The sequence below is a fragment of the Desulfosudis oleivorans Hxd3 genome (assembly GCF_000018405.1).
Classification (GTDB): domain Bacteria; phylum Desulfobacterota; class Desulfobacteria; order Desulfobacterales; family Desulfosudaceae; genus Desulfosudis; species Desulfosudis oleivorans.
On the sequence record NC_009943.1, the window covers coordinates 2,000,720 to 2,018,661 of the forward strand.

At 56.3% G+C, this 17,942-nt stretch carries 11 protein-coding genes; 5 read left to right on the forward strand and 6 right to left on the reverse strand.

Annotated elements, in window-relative coordinates:
- The first annotated feature begins 29 nt into the window (after positions 1 to 29).
- Complete coding sequence (locus tag DOLE_RS08610; protein ID WP_012175097.1) at positions 30 to 7,160, forward strand: type I polyketide synthase; 7,131 nt, start codon at positions 30 to 32, stop codon at positions 7,158 to 7,160.
- Between the two features lie 23 nt (positions 7,161 to 7,183).
- Here DOLE_RS08610 and DOLE_RS17315 read toward each other — a convergent pair whose 3' ends face one another.
- On the reverse strand, positions 7,184 to 9,061 hold the full coding sequence (locus tag DOLE_RS17315) for an HD domain-containing phosphohydrolase (RefSeq protein WP_012175098.1): 1,878 nt from the start codon (positions 9,059 to 9,061) through the stop codon (positions 7,184 to 7,186).
- A gap of 206 nt (positions 9,062 to 9,267) precedes the next feature.
- On the opposite strand from DOLE_RS17315, the gene DOLE_RS08620 reads away from it, so the two are divergent.
- Entirely contained in the window at positions 9,268 to 9,519 is a 252-nt protein-coding gene (locus DOLE_RS08620) for an FmdB family zinc ribbon protein (RefSeq protein ID WP_041280447.1), read from the forward strand.
- 51 nt (positions 9,520 to 9,570) lie between these two features.
- Positions 9,571 to 9,798 (forward strand): hypothetical protein, encoded by a 228-nt coding sequence (locus DOLE_RS08625; protein WP_012175100.1) that lies wholly within the window; start codon positions 9,571 to 9,573, stop codon positions 9,796 to 9,798.
- A gap of 15 nt (positions 9,799 to 9,813) precedes the next feature.
- Here DOLE_RS08625 and DOLE_RS08630 read toward each other — a convergent pair whose 3' ends face one another.
- The 3 genes from DOLE_RS08630 to DOLE_RS08640 form a co-directional block, all read right to left on the reverse strand.
- Positions 9,814 to 10,245 carry a hypothetical protein gene (locus DOLE_RS08630; protein WP_012175101.1) on the reverse strand — a complete coding sequence of 144 codons (432 nt, stop codon included), beginning with the start codon at positions 10,243 to 10,245 and terminating at the stop codon, positions 9,814 to 9,816.
- A gap of 21 nt (positions 10,246 to 10,266) precedes the next feature.
- Entirely contained in the window at positions 10,267 to 12,516 is a 2,250-nt protein-coding gene (locus tag DOLE_RS17320; protein WP_012175102.1) for a 7TM diverse intracellular signaling domain-containing protein, read from the reverse strand.
- An 83-nt stretch (positions 12,517 to 12,599) separates the two neighbouring features.
- Positions 12,600 to 13,514: a 3-hydroxyacyl-CoA dehydrogenase gene (locus DOLE_RS08640; protein WP_012175103.1), complete on the reverse strand. Its 915-nt coding sequence runs from the start codon at positions 13,512 to 13,514 to the stop codon at positions 12,600 to 12,602.
- Between the two features lie 391 nt (positions 13,515 to 13,905).
- On the opposite strand from DOLE_RS08640, the gene DOLE_RS08645 reads away from it, so the two are divergent.
- Positions 13,906 to 14,277 (forward strand): hypothetical protein, encoded by a 372-nt coding sequence (locus DOLE_RS08645; protein ID WP_012175104.1) that lies wholly within the window; start codon positions 13,906 to 13,908, stop codon positions 14,275 to 14,277.
- A 75-nt stretch (positions 14,278 to 14,352) separates the two neighbouring features.
- Here the strand turns inward: DOLE_RS08645 and DOLE_RS08650 are convergent, their stop codons facing one another.
- Together DOLE_RS08650 and DOLE_RS08655 are read right to left on the reverse strand one after the other, a co-directional pair.
- On the reverse strand, positions 14,353 to 15,627 hold the full coding sequence (locus tag DOLE_RS08650) for a 2-hydroxyacyl-CoA dehydratase subunit D (protein WP_012175105.1): 1,275 nt from the start codon (positions 15,625 to 15,627) through the stop codon (positions 14,353 to 14,355).
- A gap of 59 nt (positions 15,628 to 15,686) precedes the next feature.
- Positions 15,687 to 16,718: a 2-hydroxyacyl-CoA dehydratase subunit D gene (locus DOLE_RS08655; RefSeq protein ID WP_167320863.1), complete on the reverse strand. Its 1,032-nt coding sequence runs from the start codon at positions 16,716 to 16,718 to the stop codon at positions 15,687 to 15,689.
- A gap of 643 nt (positions 16,719 to 17,361) precedes the next feature.
- Between DOLE_RS08655 and DOLE_RS08665 the strand changes: the two genes are divergently transcribed.
- Entirely contained in the window at positions 17,362 to 17,907 is a 546-nt protein-coding gene (locus DOLE_RS08665) for a PDC sensor domain-containing protein (RefSeq protein ID WP_012175107.1), read from the forward strand.
- Positions 17,908 to 17,942: the final 35 nt, after the last annotated feature.

Genomic DNA, 17,942 nt, shown 5'->3' on the forward strand with positions numbered 1-17,942 from the left:
TTTTTAATCAACCAACCGGCACCAAACACATGATCAGCTACCAGCCAATCGCCATTGTGGGCATGGGCGGGGTTTTCCCCGGCGCCCCCGATATTGTCAGCTTCTGGAACAATATTGTTGCCCGGGTGGACGCGATATCAGAAATTCCGGCCCACCGGTGGGTGGTGCCGCCGGAAGATGTTTACAGCAAAACCTTTGCTGTTGACAAAACCTTTTCAAAACGGGCCGGCACCGTTGATATGGACTTTGATCCCACCGGCTTTGAGATTGACCCCGATCTGCTGGCCCGGCTGGACCCGCTTTACCATTACGCCCTGACCGCGGCCCGGGAGGCCCTGGGCCAGTGTGCGGTTTCGTCGGTGAGCCGTGAACGGACCGGCGTGGTGCTGGCCGCCATCGCCCTGCCCACAGTGGGGTCGTCGGCCCTGGCCAACCGTATCCTGGGGCAGGCCGTGGCCCGAAAGCTTTTTCACCGCCAGGCCACCGGCGACGAAATGCCTGTTGGAATGGCAGACCTGATGTCGGCCCGGGTCACCAGCCTGCCTGCCGTGCTCCTGGCAAAGGCGTTCCGGTTCGGCGGGTGCGCCTATACCCTGGACGCGGCCTGTTCTTCATCCCTCTACGCGGTCAAGCTGGCCTGCGACGACCTTCAGGCAGGCCGGGCCGACATGATGATTGCCGGCGGTGTTTCACGGCCCGAGGTGCTTTACACCCAGGTGGGGTTTACCCAGCTGCAGGCCCTGTCAAAGTCCGGGGTGTGCGCGCCCTTTGATGCCAAAGCCGACGGGCTGGTGGTGGGGGAGGGCGCCGGCCTGTTTGTGCTCAAGCGGCTGGATGATGCCGTGGTCGAGGGAGACACCATTCTCGGCGTGATCCGTGGCATCGGTCTTTCCAACGACATGGAGGGGAATCTGCTTTCCCCGGAAAGCGAGGGCCAGGTCCGGGCCATGCATACCGCTTACCAGCAGGCCGGCTGGTCCGTGAATGACGTGGGGTTTATCGAATGCCACGGCACCGGCACGCCGGTGGGGGACATGGTGGAGCTGGCCAGCATGCGGGCGTTATGGGAAGGCGTTTCGTGGCAGCCGGGCCAGTGTCCCATCGGTTCCATCAAGTCCATGGTGGGTCACCTGCTCACCGGTGCCGGCGCCGCCGGCATGGCCAAGGTGCTGATGGGCTTTGCCAACCAAACGATTCCGCCCGGGGTCAATTTTTCTGCGCCGTCGGCAAAAAGTCCGCTGATCAACAGCCCGTTCCGGGTCCAGACCGAACCGGAACCGTGGCTTCCCGCAAACGAGAAAGACCCCTTGAGGGCCGCTGTCAGCTCTTTTGGTTTCGGCGGCATCAACGCCCACCTGTTGCTGGAAAGCTGGACCCCGGAAAACAGCCCGTCATCCACCAGCGCCACCCATGCCGTGCTTTCCCCGTCCCGTCCCCCGGATATCGCCGTTGTGGGCATGGAGACCTGTTTTGGAAAAGCCGTCGGCCTGCGGGCCTTTCAGGAGGCCCTGCTGCGGGGGGACTGCCTGCTTGAAAACCCGGGGGCTGACCGGTGGAAAGGCATGATCGACCGGGTTGAACATTATTTAGGCCGTGTTCCGGAGCGGGGCGCTTTTATCGATGAGGTGGCCGTGCTGATCGGCGAGTTTCACATTCCGCCAAAAGAGATCGGCGATATCCTGCCCCAGCACCTGCTCATGCTCAAGACAGCGGCCGGGGCACTGGCCGACGCGGGCATGCCCCTGCGGGAAAAACGGCCCCGCATGGGCGCGGTCATGGGCATGGACTTTGATGTTCAGGCCAATGACTACCATTTCCGGTGGAGCCTTTCAAAGGAAGTCCAAAAGTGGAAGGCTGACGGGCTGCTGCACTTAGAAGGCCCGGAGGGAATTGCCTGGCTTGAATCGCTGAAAAACGCCTGCTCTCCTCCGCTGACCGCCTCCCGGGTGGTGGGGGCGCTGGGTGGCATTCTGGCCAGCCGTATCGCCAAGCAGTTTCAACTGGGCGGCCCCGGATTTGTGGTTTCCAGCCGCGAAACCTCCGGGCTGCGGGCACTTGAAATCGGTATGCGTTCCCTGCAATTCTACGATACCGACGCTTTTCTGGTGGGGGCCGTGGACCTGGCCGGTGATGTGCGGCGGGTGATTGCCGACGGTCTGGCCCGGCCGTTCAGCGTAAAAGGGGGGGTGCGGCCTTTTGACAGTGATGCCGACGGTCCGCTGCCCGGCGACGGCGCCGCGGCCCTGGTGCTCAAGCGGCTGGACGATGCCGTGGCCGACGGGGACCGCATCTACTGCGTCATTAAGGGAATGGGCAGCGCCACGGCCCTGGATGTGCCGGCCTTTGATTCAAAAGATCGTGCCGCTGCCATGAAACAGGCATACACCTTTTCCCTGGAGCGGGCCTTTGCCGATGCCGGGGTAAACCCATCCACCATCTCTCTGTTTGAAGCCCACGGCAGCGGAGACCCCGGGGAAGACGGGGTTGAATCCGAAGCTGTCCGCGAATTTTTTAATCGCGAAAAACCCGTCGCTGAAAAGCGGTGTGCCCTGGGGTCGGTAATGCCCACCATCGGCCACACCGGGGCCGCCGCCGGCCTGGCCGCCTTTGCAAAGTCGGCGGTGTGCATGTACCAGCAGATGGTGGCGCCGCTCTGCAATTTTACGGCACCGGTAGACGACCGGTTTAAAACAACCTTTTTTCATATGCCGAAGACCCCCCAGTTCTGGCTGCGCAACCGCGTCGAAGGCCCCAGAAGGGCCTGCGTGGGCGCCATGACCGGTGACGGCGGCGTGGCCCACGTGGTGATTGAAGAGCATGAATGGCCGGAAACCGCCGCGCCGGAACTGCTGGCCAAAATCGAGCGGGAACGGCGGCAGCCTCTGGGGCTGTACCCCGGCCGGGCCGGTCTTTTTGTGGTGGAGGGGGACAATAACAAGGCCCTGATCGACGGCCTGGACCGGCTGCGCCAGTACATTCGCGGCATCGATGAAAAAGGGGCCGGCATCGAAAAGGCGGCCCGGGGCTGGTACGCGGCCCAGGGCCTGGATTTTGACCGGGAGTATGCCGTGGCCATCGTGGCCGCCACCCTGGCGGAACTGGACCGTTTCACGGATGAGGCAAAAGAGCTGATCACCAGGGACCGGGCCAGCAGCATCAGCGGCATGCGGGGCATTCGGTATTCCACCCACCTTCATCCCGTGGGGTCCCAGGACGGACGGATCGCCTTTGTCTTTCCCGGATCGGGCAATCATTACCTGGGGATGGGCCGGGAGATCGGCGTGAATTTTCCGGGTGTGGCCCGGCAGCTGGACGCGGAAGCCAGAAAACTCAAGGACCGGTTTCTGCCGGAATATTTTTTCCCCTGGCGGGATTCGTGGCAGCCGGGCTGGGAAGAGGAGAGCCGCAAAAAAATCGGTGTTGATCCATTGACCATGATCATCGGCCAGGTTTCCCACGGTGGGCTCATGACCTGGCTGGCCCGGCGGTTCGGCCTGGCACCCGATGCCGTGATCGGCTACAGCCTGGGAGAGTCCGCCGGCCTGTTTGCCACCGGCGCCTGGAAACACCGCAGCGAAATGCTGGACCGGATGCGAAACTCCGACCTGTTTACGACCGAGCTGGCCGGTCCCTGCAACGCGGCCCGGGAGGTGTGGCATGTACCGCCGGACCAGGAGGTGGACTGGTGTGTGGCCGTGGTCAACCGGGGCACCGACCAGGTCAAAAAGGCGATCCGCCATTTTCCCCTGGTTTATCTGTTGATCGTCAACACGCCGACGGAATGCGTGATCGGTGGCCGCCGGGTCCAGGTGGAGGAAGCCATCCGTTTTCTCGGCTGCGAGGCGGTTTTCCTGGAAGGGGTGGTAACGGTCCACTGCGATGCCGCCGTGCCGGCAAAGGAGGCTTACAAGGCCCTTCACCTGTTTCCCGTGACACCGCCGGAAGGGGTGACGTTTTACAGCTGCGCCCGGGGCCGGGCCATTGATCTGACCTCCGAGAACGCGGCCCGGTCCATCACGGACCAGGCCCTTTACGGGTTTGATTTTACCCAGACCGTGCTGCGGGCCTACAAGGACGGGATTCGTGTGTTCGTGGAGATGGGCCCCCACAACTCCTGCACCCGGATGATTCAGCAGATTCTCGCGGACAGGCCCCACCTGGCGGTCTCCATTTGCAACCGCTCGGAAAGCAGCTACCTGACGGTATTAAAATGCATGGGCACCCTGATTGCCGAGCGGGTGCCGGTGAATCTTGAATTCCTGTACGGTGCGGACGCCTATCCGCCGATGTGGGAACAGGAAGGCCCTTTGCCGGAAGAAGACGCCCGACGGCGGGTGGCGGTAAAAACCGGCAAAGCACTTGTTCTGCCCGAACCGGTCCGGCTGCCAGCGGCGTATGCGCCTGCCGGTCAAGCCCAGGCGCATACGACTTTTATCAGCGCACCGCCGCCCGGAACAGCAGCGGTGACATCTGTACAGGCCATGCCGGACATGGGCCGCACCTCGTGGGCCGGAGTAATGGAAAAAATTGTTTCCGATGCCGATGCCACCGCCAAAGCCCACCAGGCGTTTCTTGAGTTTTCCCAATACATGAACCAGGTGGGGGCACAGACCTTTGCCCTTCAGGCCCGGCTTCTGGAGGCGGCCCTGGCCACAGGGGACCTGTCCGGCCTGGAAGAACTTCAGAAGCGTGCCCCTGTTCCAACAGCCCCGGTTGTTTTACTATCCGCGTCAGAAGCGCCGTCGTCGGTTTTTACCACGGCTTCGGTGGTCACGCCGGCCTTTGACCGGGAGATGTGCATGGCCTTTGCCACAGGTTCGGTGGCAAAGGTGCTGGGTCCGGAATTTGCCGAGGTGGATACCTATCCGTTACGGGTCCGGCTGCCGGACGAACCCCTGATGCTGGTGGACAGAATTGTTTCCGTGGAGGGGGAAAAGGGTTCCCTCAAATCGGGCCGTGTGGTGACCGAGCATGACGTGCATCCGGATGCATGGTACCTGCAGGCCGACCGGGTGCCGGTCTGTATCTCCATCGAGGCGGGTCAGGCCGACCTGTTTTTATGTTCCTACCTGGGCATTGACCTGGCGGTAAAAGGCAGGCGCAGCTACCGGCTGCTGGACGCAGTGGCCACCTTTCACGAAGGGCTCCCCCGGTCCGGCCAGACCATCCGCTACGAGATTGAGATTAAAAAATTCGTGCGCCAGGGAGAGACGTATCTTTTCTTCTTTGAATTCAATGGCTATATCGGCAGCCGCCACATCATCACCATGCGAAACGGGTGCGCCGGTTTTTTCACTCCTGAAGAGGTCAGGGCTTCCGGCGGCATTGTATTAAAAAAAGAGGACCTGCTGCCCCGGCCGGGAACAATCAATGGCTGGCAGCCGCTGGTTCCCGTTGCGACAGCGTCTTATACCGACGACCAGGTGAATGCCTTGCGGGAGGGCAGGCTTGAAAAATGTTTCGGCCCGCTTTTTGCCGGAATCACGCTGCCCCCCTCCCTCTGCCTGCCCGGTGGCCGCATGCGGCTGATCGACCGGATTCTTTCCATTGATCCGGCAGGGGGCCGGTACGGGCTGGGCAACATCAAGGCCGAAGCCGACATTCATTCGGATGACTGGTTTCTCACCTGCCATTTTGTGGATGACATGGTGATGCCCGGCACCCTGATGTATCAGTGCTGCGAGCAGGCCCTGCGGGTCCTTCTGCTGCGCATGGGATGGGTGACCGATCGTGCGGATGTCTGCTTTGAACCGGTGCCGGATAAGGGCGCGGTTTTAAAATGCCGGGGGCCGGTGACCCGGAAAACCCGGCATGTGCTTTACGAGATCGAACTTCGCGAGATCGGCTACAACCCGGAGCCCTATGTGCTGGCCGATGCCTTCATGTACGCTGACGGGGAGCGGATCGTGATGTTTGAGCAAATGTCCCTCAAAGCCACAGGCCTGACACAGGCGGAACTCGAATCGTTCTGGGCCGGCCGCGGGCCGGAAGTTGAGAGGCAGCCCGCCCGGAAGCCGACCCTTTACGATCGGGACAAACTGCTGGCCTATGCCGTTGGAAAACCCTCCGAGGCCTTCGGCCCGCCATATAAAATATTTGACGAAGGCCGGATCATCGCACGGCTGCCCGGGCCGCCTTATTTTTTCATGGACCGGGTGACATTTATCGACCATCCCCAGTGGGAGGTCAAGCCCGGCGGATGGATCGAGGCCGAATACACGGTGCGGCCCGATGACTGGTATTTTGCGGCCAACCGCCAGCCTTCCATGCCCTTCTGTATCCTTCTGGAAATCGCGTTGCAGCCCTGCGGCTGGCTGGCGGCCTACGCGGGGTCGGCCCTGCACAGTGCCAAAGACGTCAAGTTCCGGAACCTGGGTGGAACCGCGATCCAGCACATGGACCTGCGAAACGTGGAGAAGACATTGACCATGCGGGCCCGCATGACCAAGGTGGCCGAGTCCGGCGGCATGATCATTGAGTATTTCGATATAGAGGTGTTTTCCGATACCGACGGGCAAATGGTTTACAGCGGCACCACCTATTTCGGGTTTTTCTCGGCAGAGGCCCTGGCCCGGCAGGTGGGGGTGCCCAGGGCGGCTGAACGGTCCCATAAACCATCGCCCATTGACCTTGAACGGTCCGTTGGTTTTGATTTTGAGATCCATTCGCCGCTGACGCCGGATGACCCTGCCGTTGACCCGGCCCCTGCCGCGGCCCTGCCGGGTAAAGCGTTGCTGATGGTCGACGGCGTGGAGTGCTGGATTCCGGACGGCGGATCAGCCGGTCTGGGCTTTATTCGTGGGATCAAGCAGGTCGATCCGGATGAATGGTTTTTCAAGGCCCACTTTTACCAGGACCCGGTCTGCCCCGGCTCCCTGGGGCTGGAGTCTTTTCTTCAGCTCTTAAAAGAGGTGTGCCGCCGCCGATGGCCGGAAAAGATTGAAACCCACCGGTTTGAATTTGTGACAAACCATGAGCACGAATGGATTTACCGGGGACAGATCATCCCGAAGAACAGGCGGGTGGAGGTGGAAGCCGATATTGTCCGCGTGGAAGAGACATCGTCTCCGGCGGTGTTTGCCGATGGCTTTCTGAAGGTGGACGGAATTTTTATCTACGAGATGAAAAACTTTGGCCTGCGAATGGTGCCCGCGGAGTAAGCGTCTTTGCCTGCTGTCAACCGTTAGTTTATCGCCCGCGTATGCTCCCGTGTGATGTCCCGGGTCTCCTCCTGCGTGGCCCTGAGGATTTTTTTGAAAACATCCTGCCTGGACAGGAAGGCGTCTACGATGTCCGGATCAAAATGGCTGCCCCGTTCAGCGGTGATGATTTCCACCGCCTCTTCATGGGAGGATGCCCCTTTGTAAACACGAACGGATGTCAGGGCGTCATACACATCCACCAGGGCCACGATGCGGGCGGACAGGGGAATGTTTTCGCCGCGCAAACCGTCGGGATAACCGCTTCCGTCCCACTTTTCATGGTGGTGGTAGCAGATCTCCTTTCCCAGGGTGAGAAAGGATTTTCCTTCCACCCGTGACTCCATGGCCCGCAGGGCATCGCCGCCCAGCACCGGGTGCTCCTTGACCCTTTCAAACTCGTCCGGGGTCAGCTTGCCGGGCTTGAGCAGAATCTCGTCGGTGATACCGACCTTGCCGATATCGTGAAGGATCGAGGAGATATAAATGTCTTCGATATATTCACTGGTAATATAAGATCGGTACTTGGGATGTTCGGCCAGGGTCTGGGTCAGTATCCGGGTATACTCCATCATGCGTTCAAGGTGCTCGCCGGTATTCAGGTCCCGGTATTCGGCCAGTTTGGCAAGCCCCAGGATGGTCATGGTGCGGGTCTCCTTGATGTTCTCGTAATACTCAAGGAGCTTTTTTTCCATTTTCTTGCGTTCGGTGATATCCCGAATGATGCCGCGGAAGCCCTGGGCCCGGCCATCGGCGGCATTGATGCGCGTTGCTGACACTTCCAGGAAACAGGTGGCGCCATCCGGTGTCTGAATCTCCCAGTTCATGGCCTTTTCAGGAATGTTGGTCTGGTATATCTCGTTAAAGGCCCGCAATGCCTGCTCCGCGTGTTCCCGGGTCATGTAGGCGCGCATGTTGTTGCCGACCAGGGTGTTTTCCGGATTGTGCCGAAAGATTTTTAAGGCCGAATCGTTGCAGAAGGTAAAGTTTCCTTCCAGGTCCAGTTCGTAGTAGCCCTCCTCCATGTTGGTGATGATGGTGCGGTATTTTTCTTCGCTCTTCTTCAGGCTTTCCTGGGCCCGCTTGTAGTCGTTTACGGTCAGGTTGAGGTCTTCATTGATCTTGATCATCTGAAGGGTGCGCTTGCGCACATTTTCTTCCAGCTCATAGTTGATGGTGCTGACCTTCTGTTTTTCCTGCTCCAGCTGCCGGGCCAGAAAAAAGTCCCTTCGGTGGGAGAGTTCAATGTAGTAGCAGGCAAACATGCCGATGATGTTGGCATTGACGAAAAAAAAGTTGTTACTGATCAGGACATCGGCGGGTGTGTTGATGGCAAGGGCTGTGATTTCGTAGGCCACAAACACCAGCCAGCAGGCCATGCTGGCCCACAAAAACCGCAATCGCAGGATGGTGTAGGCAAACAGGAGCACCATGATCAGCCCGGCGTAATAGGTGTGCCGCATGGGGGAAGTGGAAAGCGGGATCATCAGGGTGACGCCCAGGCCGGCGGCAACAGCGTACATCGCGACGATGGGCTGAAAATATTTTTCAAAAAATGTTGTGTAGGAAAAAAAATATCCCAGAATAAAACTGGGAATCAGAATACCGTACCGGATTTTCCACATGCTCAGGTACTGGGAGTGTTCAATGAAGAGGTCAAGAAGACCGAAGGAACTCCATGTAATGACAGCCAGGACAATGGCAATACGAAGCGGTTTCAGGGATTTCTGAATATAGGTGTCGTTGAAGGGTTTTTCATATTCGGCGCACTCGTTGATAAAAGAGAGCGTAACCGGATGGACCCGCATGCGACGGAGGTTCTCTTTTGAACCGGTCTCGGATGTGGCGGCAGAATCAACCATTATTCCTCGGATTTCTTAACAGATATTTTGAAATTGTAATCGACTTACCGTGGTTTGACAACCATTTTTTCTGTAAAGCCGCTTTGACTGCGGCATTGAATTTTGTTTGACCCCCATGTAACCCTTATATATTATATAACGTCAACCAATCCGGCTGACCGGATGGATATCGGCGGTGCAGGCGCAGGAAAAAAAAGGAGGAGACAATGCCTTTATACGAGTATGAATGTATGGATTGCGGAAAAACGAGCGAGATACTGACGGGGATTGCGGACAGGGGAAAACCGGTCTGCGGCAGCTGCGGCAGCGGAAACGTCAGAAAACTGCTGTCCGCCCCGTCGTCCATGTCCGGTGTGGCGAAAAACAGGATGCCCGGGCTGGGTGACACGGCCTGTTGCGGCAAGGCCCCGTCGGAAGCGGGTTGCGCGGGGCCGGGGAGCTGCTGCGGCAGAAGGTAAGGCAGTTTAACCCGATTTTAGAGATGTCCATAAGACAAGGAAACTGAAACCATGAGCAGCCCTGATGATCGACTGGATATACACGTTAATATAGAGGTTACCGCAAAGGCACTGTCCACCATCGTAGCCAATGCAAAGGCCATTGCGGGAAGGGATGAAAAAGGCGGTTTCCGCGTCGACACCGCCGACCTGGTGGGCCGAATGGTTTCCCGCTTTCTTGACCGGTATGATTTTGAAGGATTTGTGGCGGAGACAAGAAACTATCCGGAACTGTCGTGAGCGGAATGGTTACCCTTAAAAGGCGCCCAGCTGGCAGGGCTTGATACGGACGCCAAGTGTTTCACAGGCCCCGGCCACTTCCATGCGGGCTATTTTCAGGGCATCGGCAATTTTCCAGCAGGCCGCGCACGATATCCGGTTGTCCGAAGACGCGGCCAGAAGGGCGTCTTTTAACGGGCCGGGCACCGGGTCAACGGGCTTGACCCGTTTTTTTTCCGGATATCCGAAAAGCCCCATCTGGCAGGTGGTGATCCGGTATTCCATCAGGTCAATGGCTTTCCCCACCTCCGTCGGCAGAACCCCTGCGGCAGCAGCGATTTTATGGGCCGCCGCGCAGGTGACCCGGCCGTCCCGGGCAACGGTTTCCAGGGCCTGGGCCAGGCCCGGCCGCAGGGCCGTACCCGGGGGGTGTTTGGCCCTGTATTTTCCCGCGTCCTCGTGTGTCATTGGTTGTCTTTCCGCATTCGGTTAAACTTTAAATTTCTGCATCAGCTCCGTGAGATGCTGGGCCATCTTCAGCAGGTCATCGGCACTCTCCCGAACAGTCAGGCTGTTGCTGTTCATCTGCTTCGAGGAGGCACTCAGGGAGACCACCTCCTTTGACACGTTGTTGGCGACGATAGAGCACTGAGACACGCCCTTGTTGACCCCGGAGATGCCCTGGGATATCTGGGCCACGTTGCTGGCAATTTCCCGGATGGAAATCGACTGTTCTTCGATGGCCGACGCAATGGTGGAGACGATCTCGTTGACGTTTTTGATGGTCTCCACAATCTGGCCGATCTCTTTTACCGCCGCCACGGTTACCTGCTTGTTCTCTTCGATCTGCCGGTTAATCTGCTGGGTGGCGTCGGCAGTCTGCCGTGCCAGATCCTTTATTTCATTGGCCACAACGGCGAACCCCTTGCCCGCTTCTCCGGCCCGGGCCGCCTCGATAGTGGCATTTAAGGCCAGCAGGTTGGTCTTTTTGGATATCTCGGCAATCACCTCGGTGACGGTGCCGATTCTTTCGGCGGCGATGCCCAGGTTGTCCACCTTCTGGGACACGTTTTTGGCCTGGGCAACGGCGTTTTCCGTTGTCTGCCGGGCCGATTCGGTGCTCATGCTGATCTCGTCGGAGGTGGTGGTCATCTCCTCCACCGAGGAGACGATCAGGTTGACGTTCTGGGAGGTCTGCTCCATGGTGCTGGCAATGGCCACCATCTTGGAACTCATCTCTTCCGAGGCTGAGGCAACGGAGTTGGAGTTGGCTGAAATTTCAGCGGTTTCCGATGTCATTTTATCGGACAGGGCCAGCAGGTTGGCCGACGAACTCTTCAGCAGATTGGTGTTACTGTTGACATCATCCACCAGGTCCTTAAACCGGTCCATGAAGGTGTGAAACCTTTCGTTGAGAATGTCGCCGATCTCTTCTTCTTTGTATTTTTCAAGGTCATTTTCCTGGACCTCCACCTCCTGGGAAATGCTCTGGAGCATCAGGGAGATGTTGGAGTTGGTGGTGATCAGTTCGTCTTTCATGGCCGTGATCTTGTCGGCAAGACCGATGGAAAGAAGCGCGATGAAAACCGCGGAACCGATCTGAACACCCCACTGGGTGATAAAGTTGGAAGGCAGGAGCCCGAATGTTTTTAACGCGAACAGCAGGATCCCGATAAACAGGCAGGCGCAGCTGATCACAATAAATCGAATTGATCGTGTAAATGAAAGGGAGATAAACCCGCTGGGAATGACCACAACCAGAGAGAAGATGATAAGCGCCGTAGCCACTCTGATGCTCACGGCATAGGGAAGCAGAAGAGAACCAACGGCCCATGCGGTGTTGGGAATAATCACCAGGTAGATGGAGACCCGGTCCACCAGGCTTTTGGCATGGCGCTCCCGAATGCCGATAAAAGACCGCATAAACAGCATGGCAATGGCCATGGCAAGACCCATGAACATGGGCAGGCAGTTGTTGGCCCACCAGATGGAGTTCGGCCACAGGTACTGAAAGGAAAATCCGTTGAGCGTGAATTGAAACAGGGAATAAGAGAGAATGAGAAGGACCAGGAAGAGATAACTTCTTTCCCGGATCACGAAAACGAGGACCAGGTTATAGATCACCATGATCAGCATGGCGCCGTAATAGAGCCAGAAGATGGGGTAGGTCCTGTTGATCTTGCTCAGGTAGGAATTGTGAGAACGGACCACCGGTTCAAAATTAAGGGAAGAACTGGTTTTAACTTTCACATAATAAGTGGCGGGGCCGGGAGCCTGGGTCAGCAGAAAAACAAAGTCTTTGTCAATGATTTCCCGTGTGGAAAAGGGGTAATGGTCCCCGGCTTTGATGGTATTGAACAGGCCTTCGGTTTGGGGTGTGTAAAGCTCGATAAAGTCAAGAAGGGGGTACGCGAACTCAAGGTAAAAATCCCTAGGACGGTCGGTGGTGTTGTCCAGGGTAAACCGGAACCAGTAGGTCGAGGATGTAAACCCGAAGCTTAAGGCAGTGCTGTCCGACGCTTTCCATCGATCTTCCATGTCGGTCACATCGGTGATAAACAGGGCACCGGCCCTGTCTTCCATGTATTCCACCTGCTGCCCGATGTAGAGCGTGCCGGTGGAATCATCAAGGGGCACGCCGGAAGGGGCCGCAACGGCGGTAGCCAGAAGGCCGCAGAAAACAAGCAGCGTACACAGAAGGAGTGCGGGCACGTGACGGTGTTGTTTGATGGAGGTCATTGCACTATCCGTATGTTAAGGGTTGCGGCCATGTCCGGGGACCTGTACACCGGAATAAAGAAGTGGAACAATAATGCCGGGCGTCAGGCCTGGTTTATGAAGTTTTTGTGCCTGAAGGCCGGATCCGGGTACCGGTAAAAGCCTTCTCCGGTTTTTTCTCCCAGCTTTCCTTCATTAACATATTTTTTTAGAAATTCAACATTGGTGATGGCCCTGGGGTCATTGAGCTGGTTGGCCCACACTTCATTGACCTTGAGCACGGTGTCAAGGCCGATGGAGTCCATGATACCGAAAGGCCCGACCTTCATGTGCATGATGCCCATCCAGGACCGGTCGATGTCCTCAATGGCGGCCACGCCGCCGGCGGCCAGAAAAAGGGCCGTGTCGCAGAGGTTCATCAGAAGGGCATTAAAGGCATAGCCGTGGTTTTCTTTTTTAAATACGATGGGTACCTGGCCCAGGCGAAGGGCAAAGGCCCGGATGGTTTCAGCGGTTTCCGGTGTTGTGCCGGGGTGAGGCATGATGTCCACGATATCGGAGGTCAGGGTGTTATGAAAATGGAAAGCGGCAAACCGGTCCGGCCGGCCCACGGCATGTGTCAGCATGGAGGGAATCAAAGACGATGTGTTGGTGGTGAAGATCGCCCGGGCAGGGCACAATGGGTGAAATGTCTCAAACACCCGGCACTTGATCTCCACGGACTCGGTCACAGATTCGCTGATAAAGTCCGCATTCGCCGCGGCCTGCTCGCTGTCCGGGGTCAGGGTGACCCTTGCCATGGCGGCCGCGGCCTCTTCTCCGGTGAGGCGGTGACGGGAGACGAACCGGCCGGCAAGCTTTTCAAGCCGCTTTTTTGCCGTGTCCAGCAGGGGAGGGGAGAGATCGTAGATAGCGGTTTCAAACCCCTTGGCGGCACATAGAAAACCGATCTGCTGGCCCATGGTACCGGCCCCCAGAATAAGCACTTTTTTGATCTGATCCGCCCTGACCGGTTCCATGTGATTTTCTCCCATAACTGGAGCTTTTTTTGTTTTTTGCACCACAAAGGCGCGGAGAGCGCAAGCGGCTCTCCAAAGTCTTGGTTTTCCTGAACTGTTTTTGTATGAGATTTTTCTTTTTTTATCAAGCCTTTTATGTCAAAGGCGGCCAGGACTGAACTTTTCCGGAACCCTTTAACCCGAATATTCATGAAATTTTTCGACAGTGGTAAGTTTTTTATAATATACAGAATGTTTTAATAGATCTCAGACTTTTTTTGAAAATACAAACGGTCATGAACGATTTGAGGCATTTTGTGCCAATCGTGAAATATCCGGGTTAATGCTTGCGAATCGACCGGTTCCCCGGATATACTGGCCCTGCTTTTCAGACCAGCAAAGGAGAAACAGTATGAAAACAATCCCCGGTCTCTTATTCGCGGCTGTCCTGCTGTGCCTGTCGTGCCCCCATGCCCACGCTCAGGAGTTTGGAAAGATTCGCGCCCTGCAACAGCGGGCCGACACCGTGGTGCGGCAGAAAAACAGCTTTGTGGCCCGTGTACTGGATTCCTATCAGATTCCGCACCAGATCAATGAACAGGGAGTGGTGGTCCGGATTCAGGTGGAGGAGAAGTGGCATGATGTCACGGCCATTGAGATCGTTCCCCTGCTCAGGGAAAACGCAGTGGACGTCACTGCACCCCGAGAGGTAACGGCCCATGAAATTTATTTTTTCACGGCGGAAGGTGTTCTGGACCTTGTGTCTGAACTGAGGATACGGTGATTTGGATGAGGGGCAGGGACCGGGCAAAGGCAGCCTCGCCGGTGTGGCCCGTCGGATTTTTGCCCGTTATTTTTTTTATTTATCCATCAGCTCGATAAAGCCTTCGACACGGGTCTTGATCTGCTCTTCGGAAAAGGCCCTGGGGTCGTTCATGTCGCACTGAATGATCAGCACCGGTATGTCGCATTCCTGCTGAATGGCGTTTTTCAGGTCGATCATGCCGGTGCTCGACGGCCGGCACGACAGATTTTCGTGCAGGATCACACCGTCGATGCGGTATTCCTGGATGGCCTGTTTGAAGTAGCTAATCCGCTTTTCAAGATTGTAGGTGTAAGGCACGTCCATCATGGCCCGTGCCACATGTCGCAGCGTCTCGGCGTATCCCATGCTCACAGGTTTGGGTGGGGCAAAGGAAAAGGTGTAGGGCTCATAAACCACAACGGCGCCGTACCGGGCCAGATCGTACATGAACCGCATTCGGTACCAGAAGGGAATCCCTTCAAACATCAGCCGGTAGCGCTCCTTCCCTGTCAAGGTGCCTTTGCCCTGCTCGGCCCGCTGCCGGATATCGGTCAGGATCTTCTCAAAGAATTTGATGCCGGAACGTGCCCCGGGCATGACCACCAGGGGAAAAAACGAGGCGGACGTCTCGGCCATGCTGTAGGGTGTGGGCACGCGTTTGCGGTACTCGTATATATCCCGCCACAGGACGCTCAACTGTTCGGACTTTTCCGCCGCCCGGACCATCCGGTCGATGTTCGGTTCTTTCCCCGTGTGCTTTTTGACAAAATCGAAAAATTCATAGAACTGTTCCACCAGGTAGGTCACGTACCCCTCGATGGTGCGCTCGTCCGTGCCGCTGACGATCTTGGGACAGTCGAACACGAACAGGGGAACGTCCAGCTTTTCCGCCTGGACCTGGAACCATTTCCAGTGAGTGTCGCAGATGGTGTTGGTGCAGGTGATGATATCCGGCCGGGCGATGCCGCCGTGTTTTAAGGGCGCCTGTGTATCCACCGCGCCGATGTTGGTTTTACAGTAGGAGCACAAGTCCCGGGAGTAGCCCATGCTTTCGGCATGTTCGATCAGCCGGCGGGACTGCTTCTGGGCCGCGGCCACGGTGGCCATGTTTTCCGGATGCAGGGGAAAGATATCGAGCCCCAGCAAAAGCTCGATGGGAAACCCGGCGCAGGTCCAGGCCGTTTTTTTCCACGGCAGCAGGCTGTATAATTTGCCCGTGAGAAAATACCAGGTCATGGGCCACCGGAGGGCCTTTGCGTGGGGCAGGGTGTCGACCCGGAGCGGGGCACTCTCATCTGTTGCAGGAGGGTTCGGTTTTTCTGCGTTCATAATTGTCGTTGTCTTTTAATTTATTTGTTTTACTTTAAAAAAAACATGAAAGATCCAAATTATTCCATCTCCGCGAATGCGGCCAGCCGGGTTGCCATCTGATTGTCCGGTGTGGGTGTGTATTCCCGCTCCACGTGCAGCACCCGGCATCCTTTTTCTTTAAGGGCGTTGTTCACCAGGACCGCGTCATAGGCATAGGGCTCGCAGAACTTGAGACACTGAGAAATCACAGCCCTGATACCCGACTGTTCGAGAGCTGTTTCCAGATACTGGGCGCGCTTACTCAGGCCCAGCTTGGTGGCGGGTTTTGGTATGGACAGATAATACCGGGCCAGAGCCTCAAAGGGGTTTTCCTCTTCAGGAATCAGGGTTGCAAAATAGCGCTCCCCGATGGAAAGATCATCCCGGACCACACGAAATCCGGCTTCGTCGATCTGTTCCATCAACTCCGGATAGGTGACGTCCGAGCCGGTCAGCAGCACTTTTATTTTATCTGCGGGAAAAGGCCCCCGGTTTTTCATTGTCGCAATGGCGGCATCGATTTCCTTTATGGCTTCCGGCTTGGGCAGGGTCATGCTTTTTACCAGGACCTCCAGGTATTCCCGGTTGGTTATGTCTTTTTCCATCCGAAGCCCGGAAAAAACCTGAAGCTTCTTTTTGATGGTGTTGGATTCACGGCAGGCGTCGGCCAGCATTGCCTCGTTAACAAGGATGCCGAACTGACGATAAAGGGCGTCGACCAGCCGCCACAGCTCGGTTTTCATGAATCGGACGGCCGGGACATCGTCTTTCAAAGGGGTGTTGAACCAATGCAGAAACGGCGTACGCACATGGCGCTTCCACACATCGTGATGCCGGTTGGTGGCATTGCAGCCCTGAGCGATAACGATCCCGGCCCACTGACCGGTTTTTGCCAGGGCCTCGGTCAGCATGCTGCGGGCGGCCGGGCAGAAAAAGGCCGGCAGGTAGCGATCCGCCGGATCATTGGATACGTGTACGTTCCCGAGGATCTTGTACGGCACAAACCCGGCAGCCGCGATAACCTCTTCTGGCATGTCATGGGATGCGTCAAAATAGGCGATGGTTTCCATAAGGTTCTTGCTGTGCCTCTTTTTAGAGAAAATATTTATCAACTGTTCAATCAGGTAAATTAGTGCCCATCCATTTAACATGGATGACACCATGTGGTGTTTCCAAGCCAGAAATGAGAATTTTTTCGCAAGATCAAGGAAAACAAGGGCTGACACGGAGGCGTACTGCGGTACGCCGCACAAGGAAGCCCGAAGTTTGACGCAGAGATTGCGGAAAAAGGCCATTTATGGATGGAAACTAATTAACCTGTATGTCGCCGCATGTCAAGCGTCAAGCAGCATGTCTACAGTCAAGGCCGCTTCAGCCGTTTTTTGGCAAAAAAAGCGACACTTTTTGACGTTTTGCCTGATCCTTCCTCCCGATTTTATCCTGCTGAACAAGACTGTTCCAGTTTTTCAGGAAACCGGTGATATCTCATTAACTATCTGTTTTATAAAAAACAATAATTGAAAAAGGCGCTTGTTGAATGACTTTCTGATTATAACTTCAATATTTTCATATTATATTAAAATCAAATTGTTTCAGACCTTTAAATTCCATTATGTAGAAAAAACGATTTACTGGCATGCCTATTGCAAATTATGAGTATAAACAAGGAAACTTGCGTCACACCACAACTTTTTATAACAAGGGGCATGTATCATGAAACAGAGCATATATGCAATGGTTCTTGGCACCATCATCCTGCTGTATGGCACGGGGCTCGCTGTGGCGGAGCAGATGATCGATCTGGGCAACTCGGCCATTGCCGCTTTCGGCACTGATCCGGTGCTGGTGGATGCGGTAAAGAAAGAGAATGCCAGGGCCAGAACCCTGGACGAGATAAAGGTTTTGGATCAGCAGTGGGCGGTAACCCAGGCAGAAAACGAGTTTGTGAAAACCGTGCTGGAAAACGAGATTGCCGATTACCTGAAGGACATTCAGAAGCAGCAGGCCTATTATGCTAAAATTTTTCTGGTGGACAACCAGGGGGCGCTGGTTGCTGCCACGAATAAGATTTCAGACTACTGGCAGGGAGATGAAGCCCAATTCACACATACGGTTGCCACAGGTACGATTCAGGTGTCTGACGTTGAGTTCGATCCCGGTGCCCAAACCTATTTGCTTCAGATCTCCGTGCCGGTGAAAGATGAGGGCGCTGTAATCGGGGCCATTACCTTTGGTATTGATCTGAGGGCGTTTCAGTAGGCCGTTCTGAAAAGTCCGCCCTTAATCCGACAGGA

Coding starts and splice junctions, on each gene's coding strand:
- DOLE_RS08610 (WP_012175097.1), top strand. CDS start 30: ATGATCAGCTACCAGCCAATCGCCATTGTGGGCATGGGCGGGGTTTTC.
- DOLE_RS17315 (WP_012175098.1), bottom strand. CDS start 9,061: ATGGTTGATTCTGCCGCCACATCCGAGACCGGTTCAAAAGAGAACCTC.
- DOLE_RS08620 (WP_041280447.1), top strand. CDS start 9,268: ATGCCTTTATACGAGTATGAATGTATGGATTGCGGAAAAACGAGCGAG.
- DOLE_RS08625 (WP_012175100.1), top strand. CDS start 9,571: ATGAGCAGCCCTGATGATCGACTGGATATACACGTTAATATAGAGGTT.
- DOLE_RS08630 (WP_012175101.1), bottom strand. CDS start 10,245: ATGACACACGAGGACGCGGGAAAATACAGGGCCAAACACCCCCCGGGT.
- DOLE_RS17320 (WP_012175102.1), bottom strand. CDS start 12,516: ATGACCTCCATCAAACAACACCGTCACGTGCCCGCACTCCTTCTGTGT.
- DOLE_RS08640 (WP_012175103.1), bottom strand. CDS start 13,514: ATGGAACCGGTCAGGGCGGATCAGATCAAAAAAGTGCTTATTCTGGGG.
- DOLE_RS08645 (WP_012175104.1), top strand. CDS start 13,906: ATGAAAACAATCCCCGGTCTCTTATTCGCGGCTGTCCTGCTGTGCCTG.
- DOLE_RS08650 (WP_012175105.1), bottom strand. CDS start 15,627: ATGAACGCAGAAAAACCGAACCCTCCTGCAACAGATGAGAGTGCCCCG.
- DOLE_RS08655 (WP_167320863.1), bottom strand. CDS start 16,718: ATGGAAACCATCGCCTATTTTGACGCATCCCATGACATGCCAGAAGAG.
- DOLE_RS08665 (WP_012175107.1), top strand. CDS start 17,362: ATGAAACAGAGCATATATGCAATGGTTCTTGGCACCATCATCCTGCTG.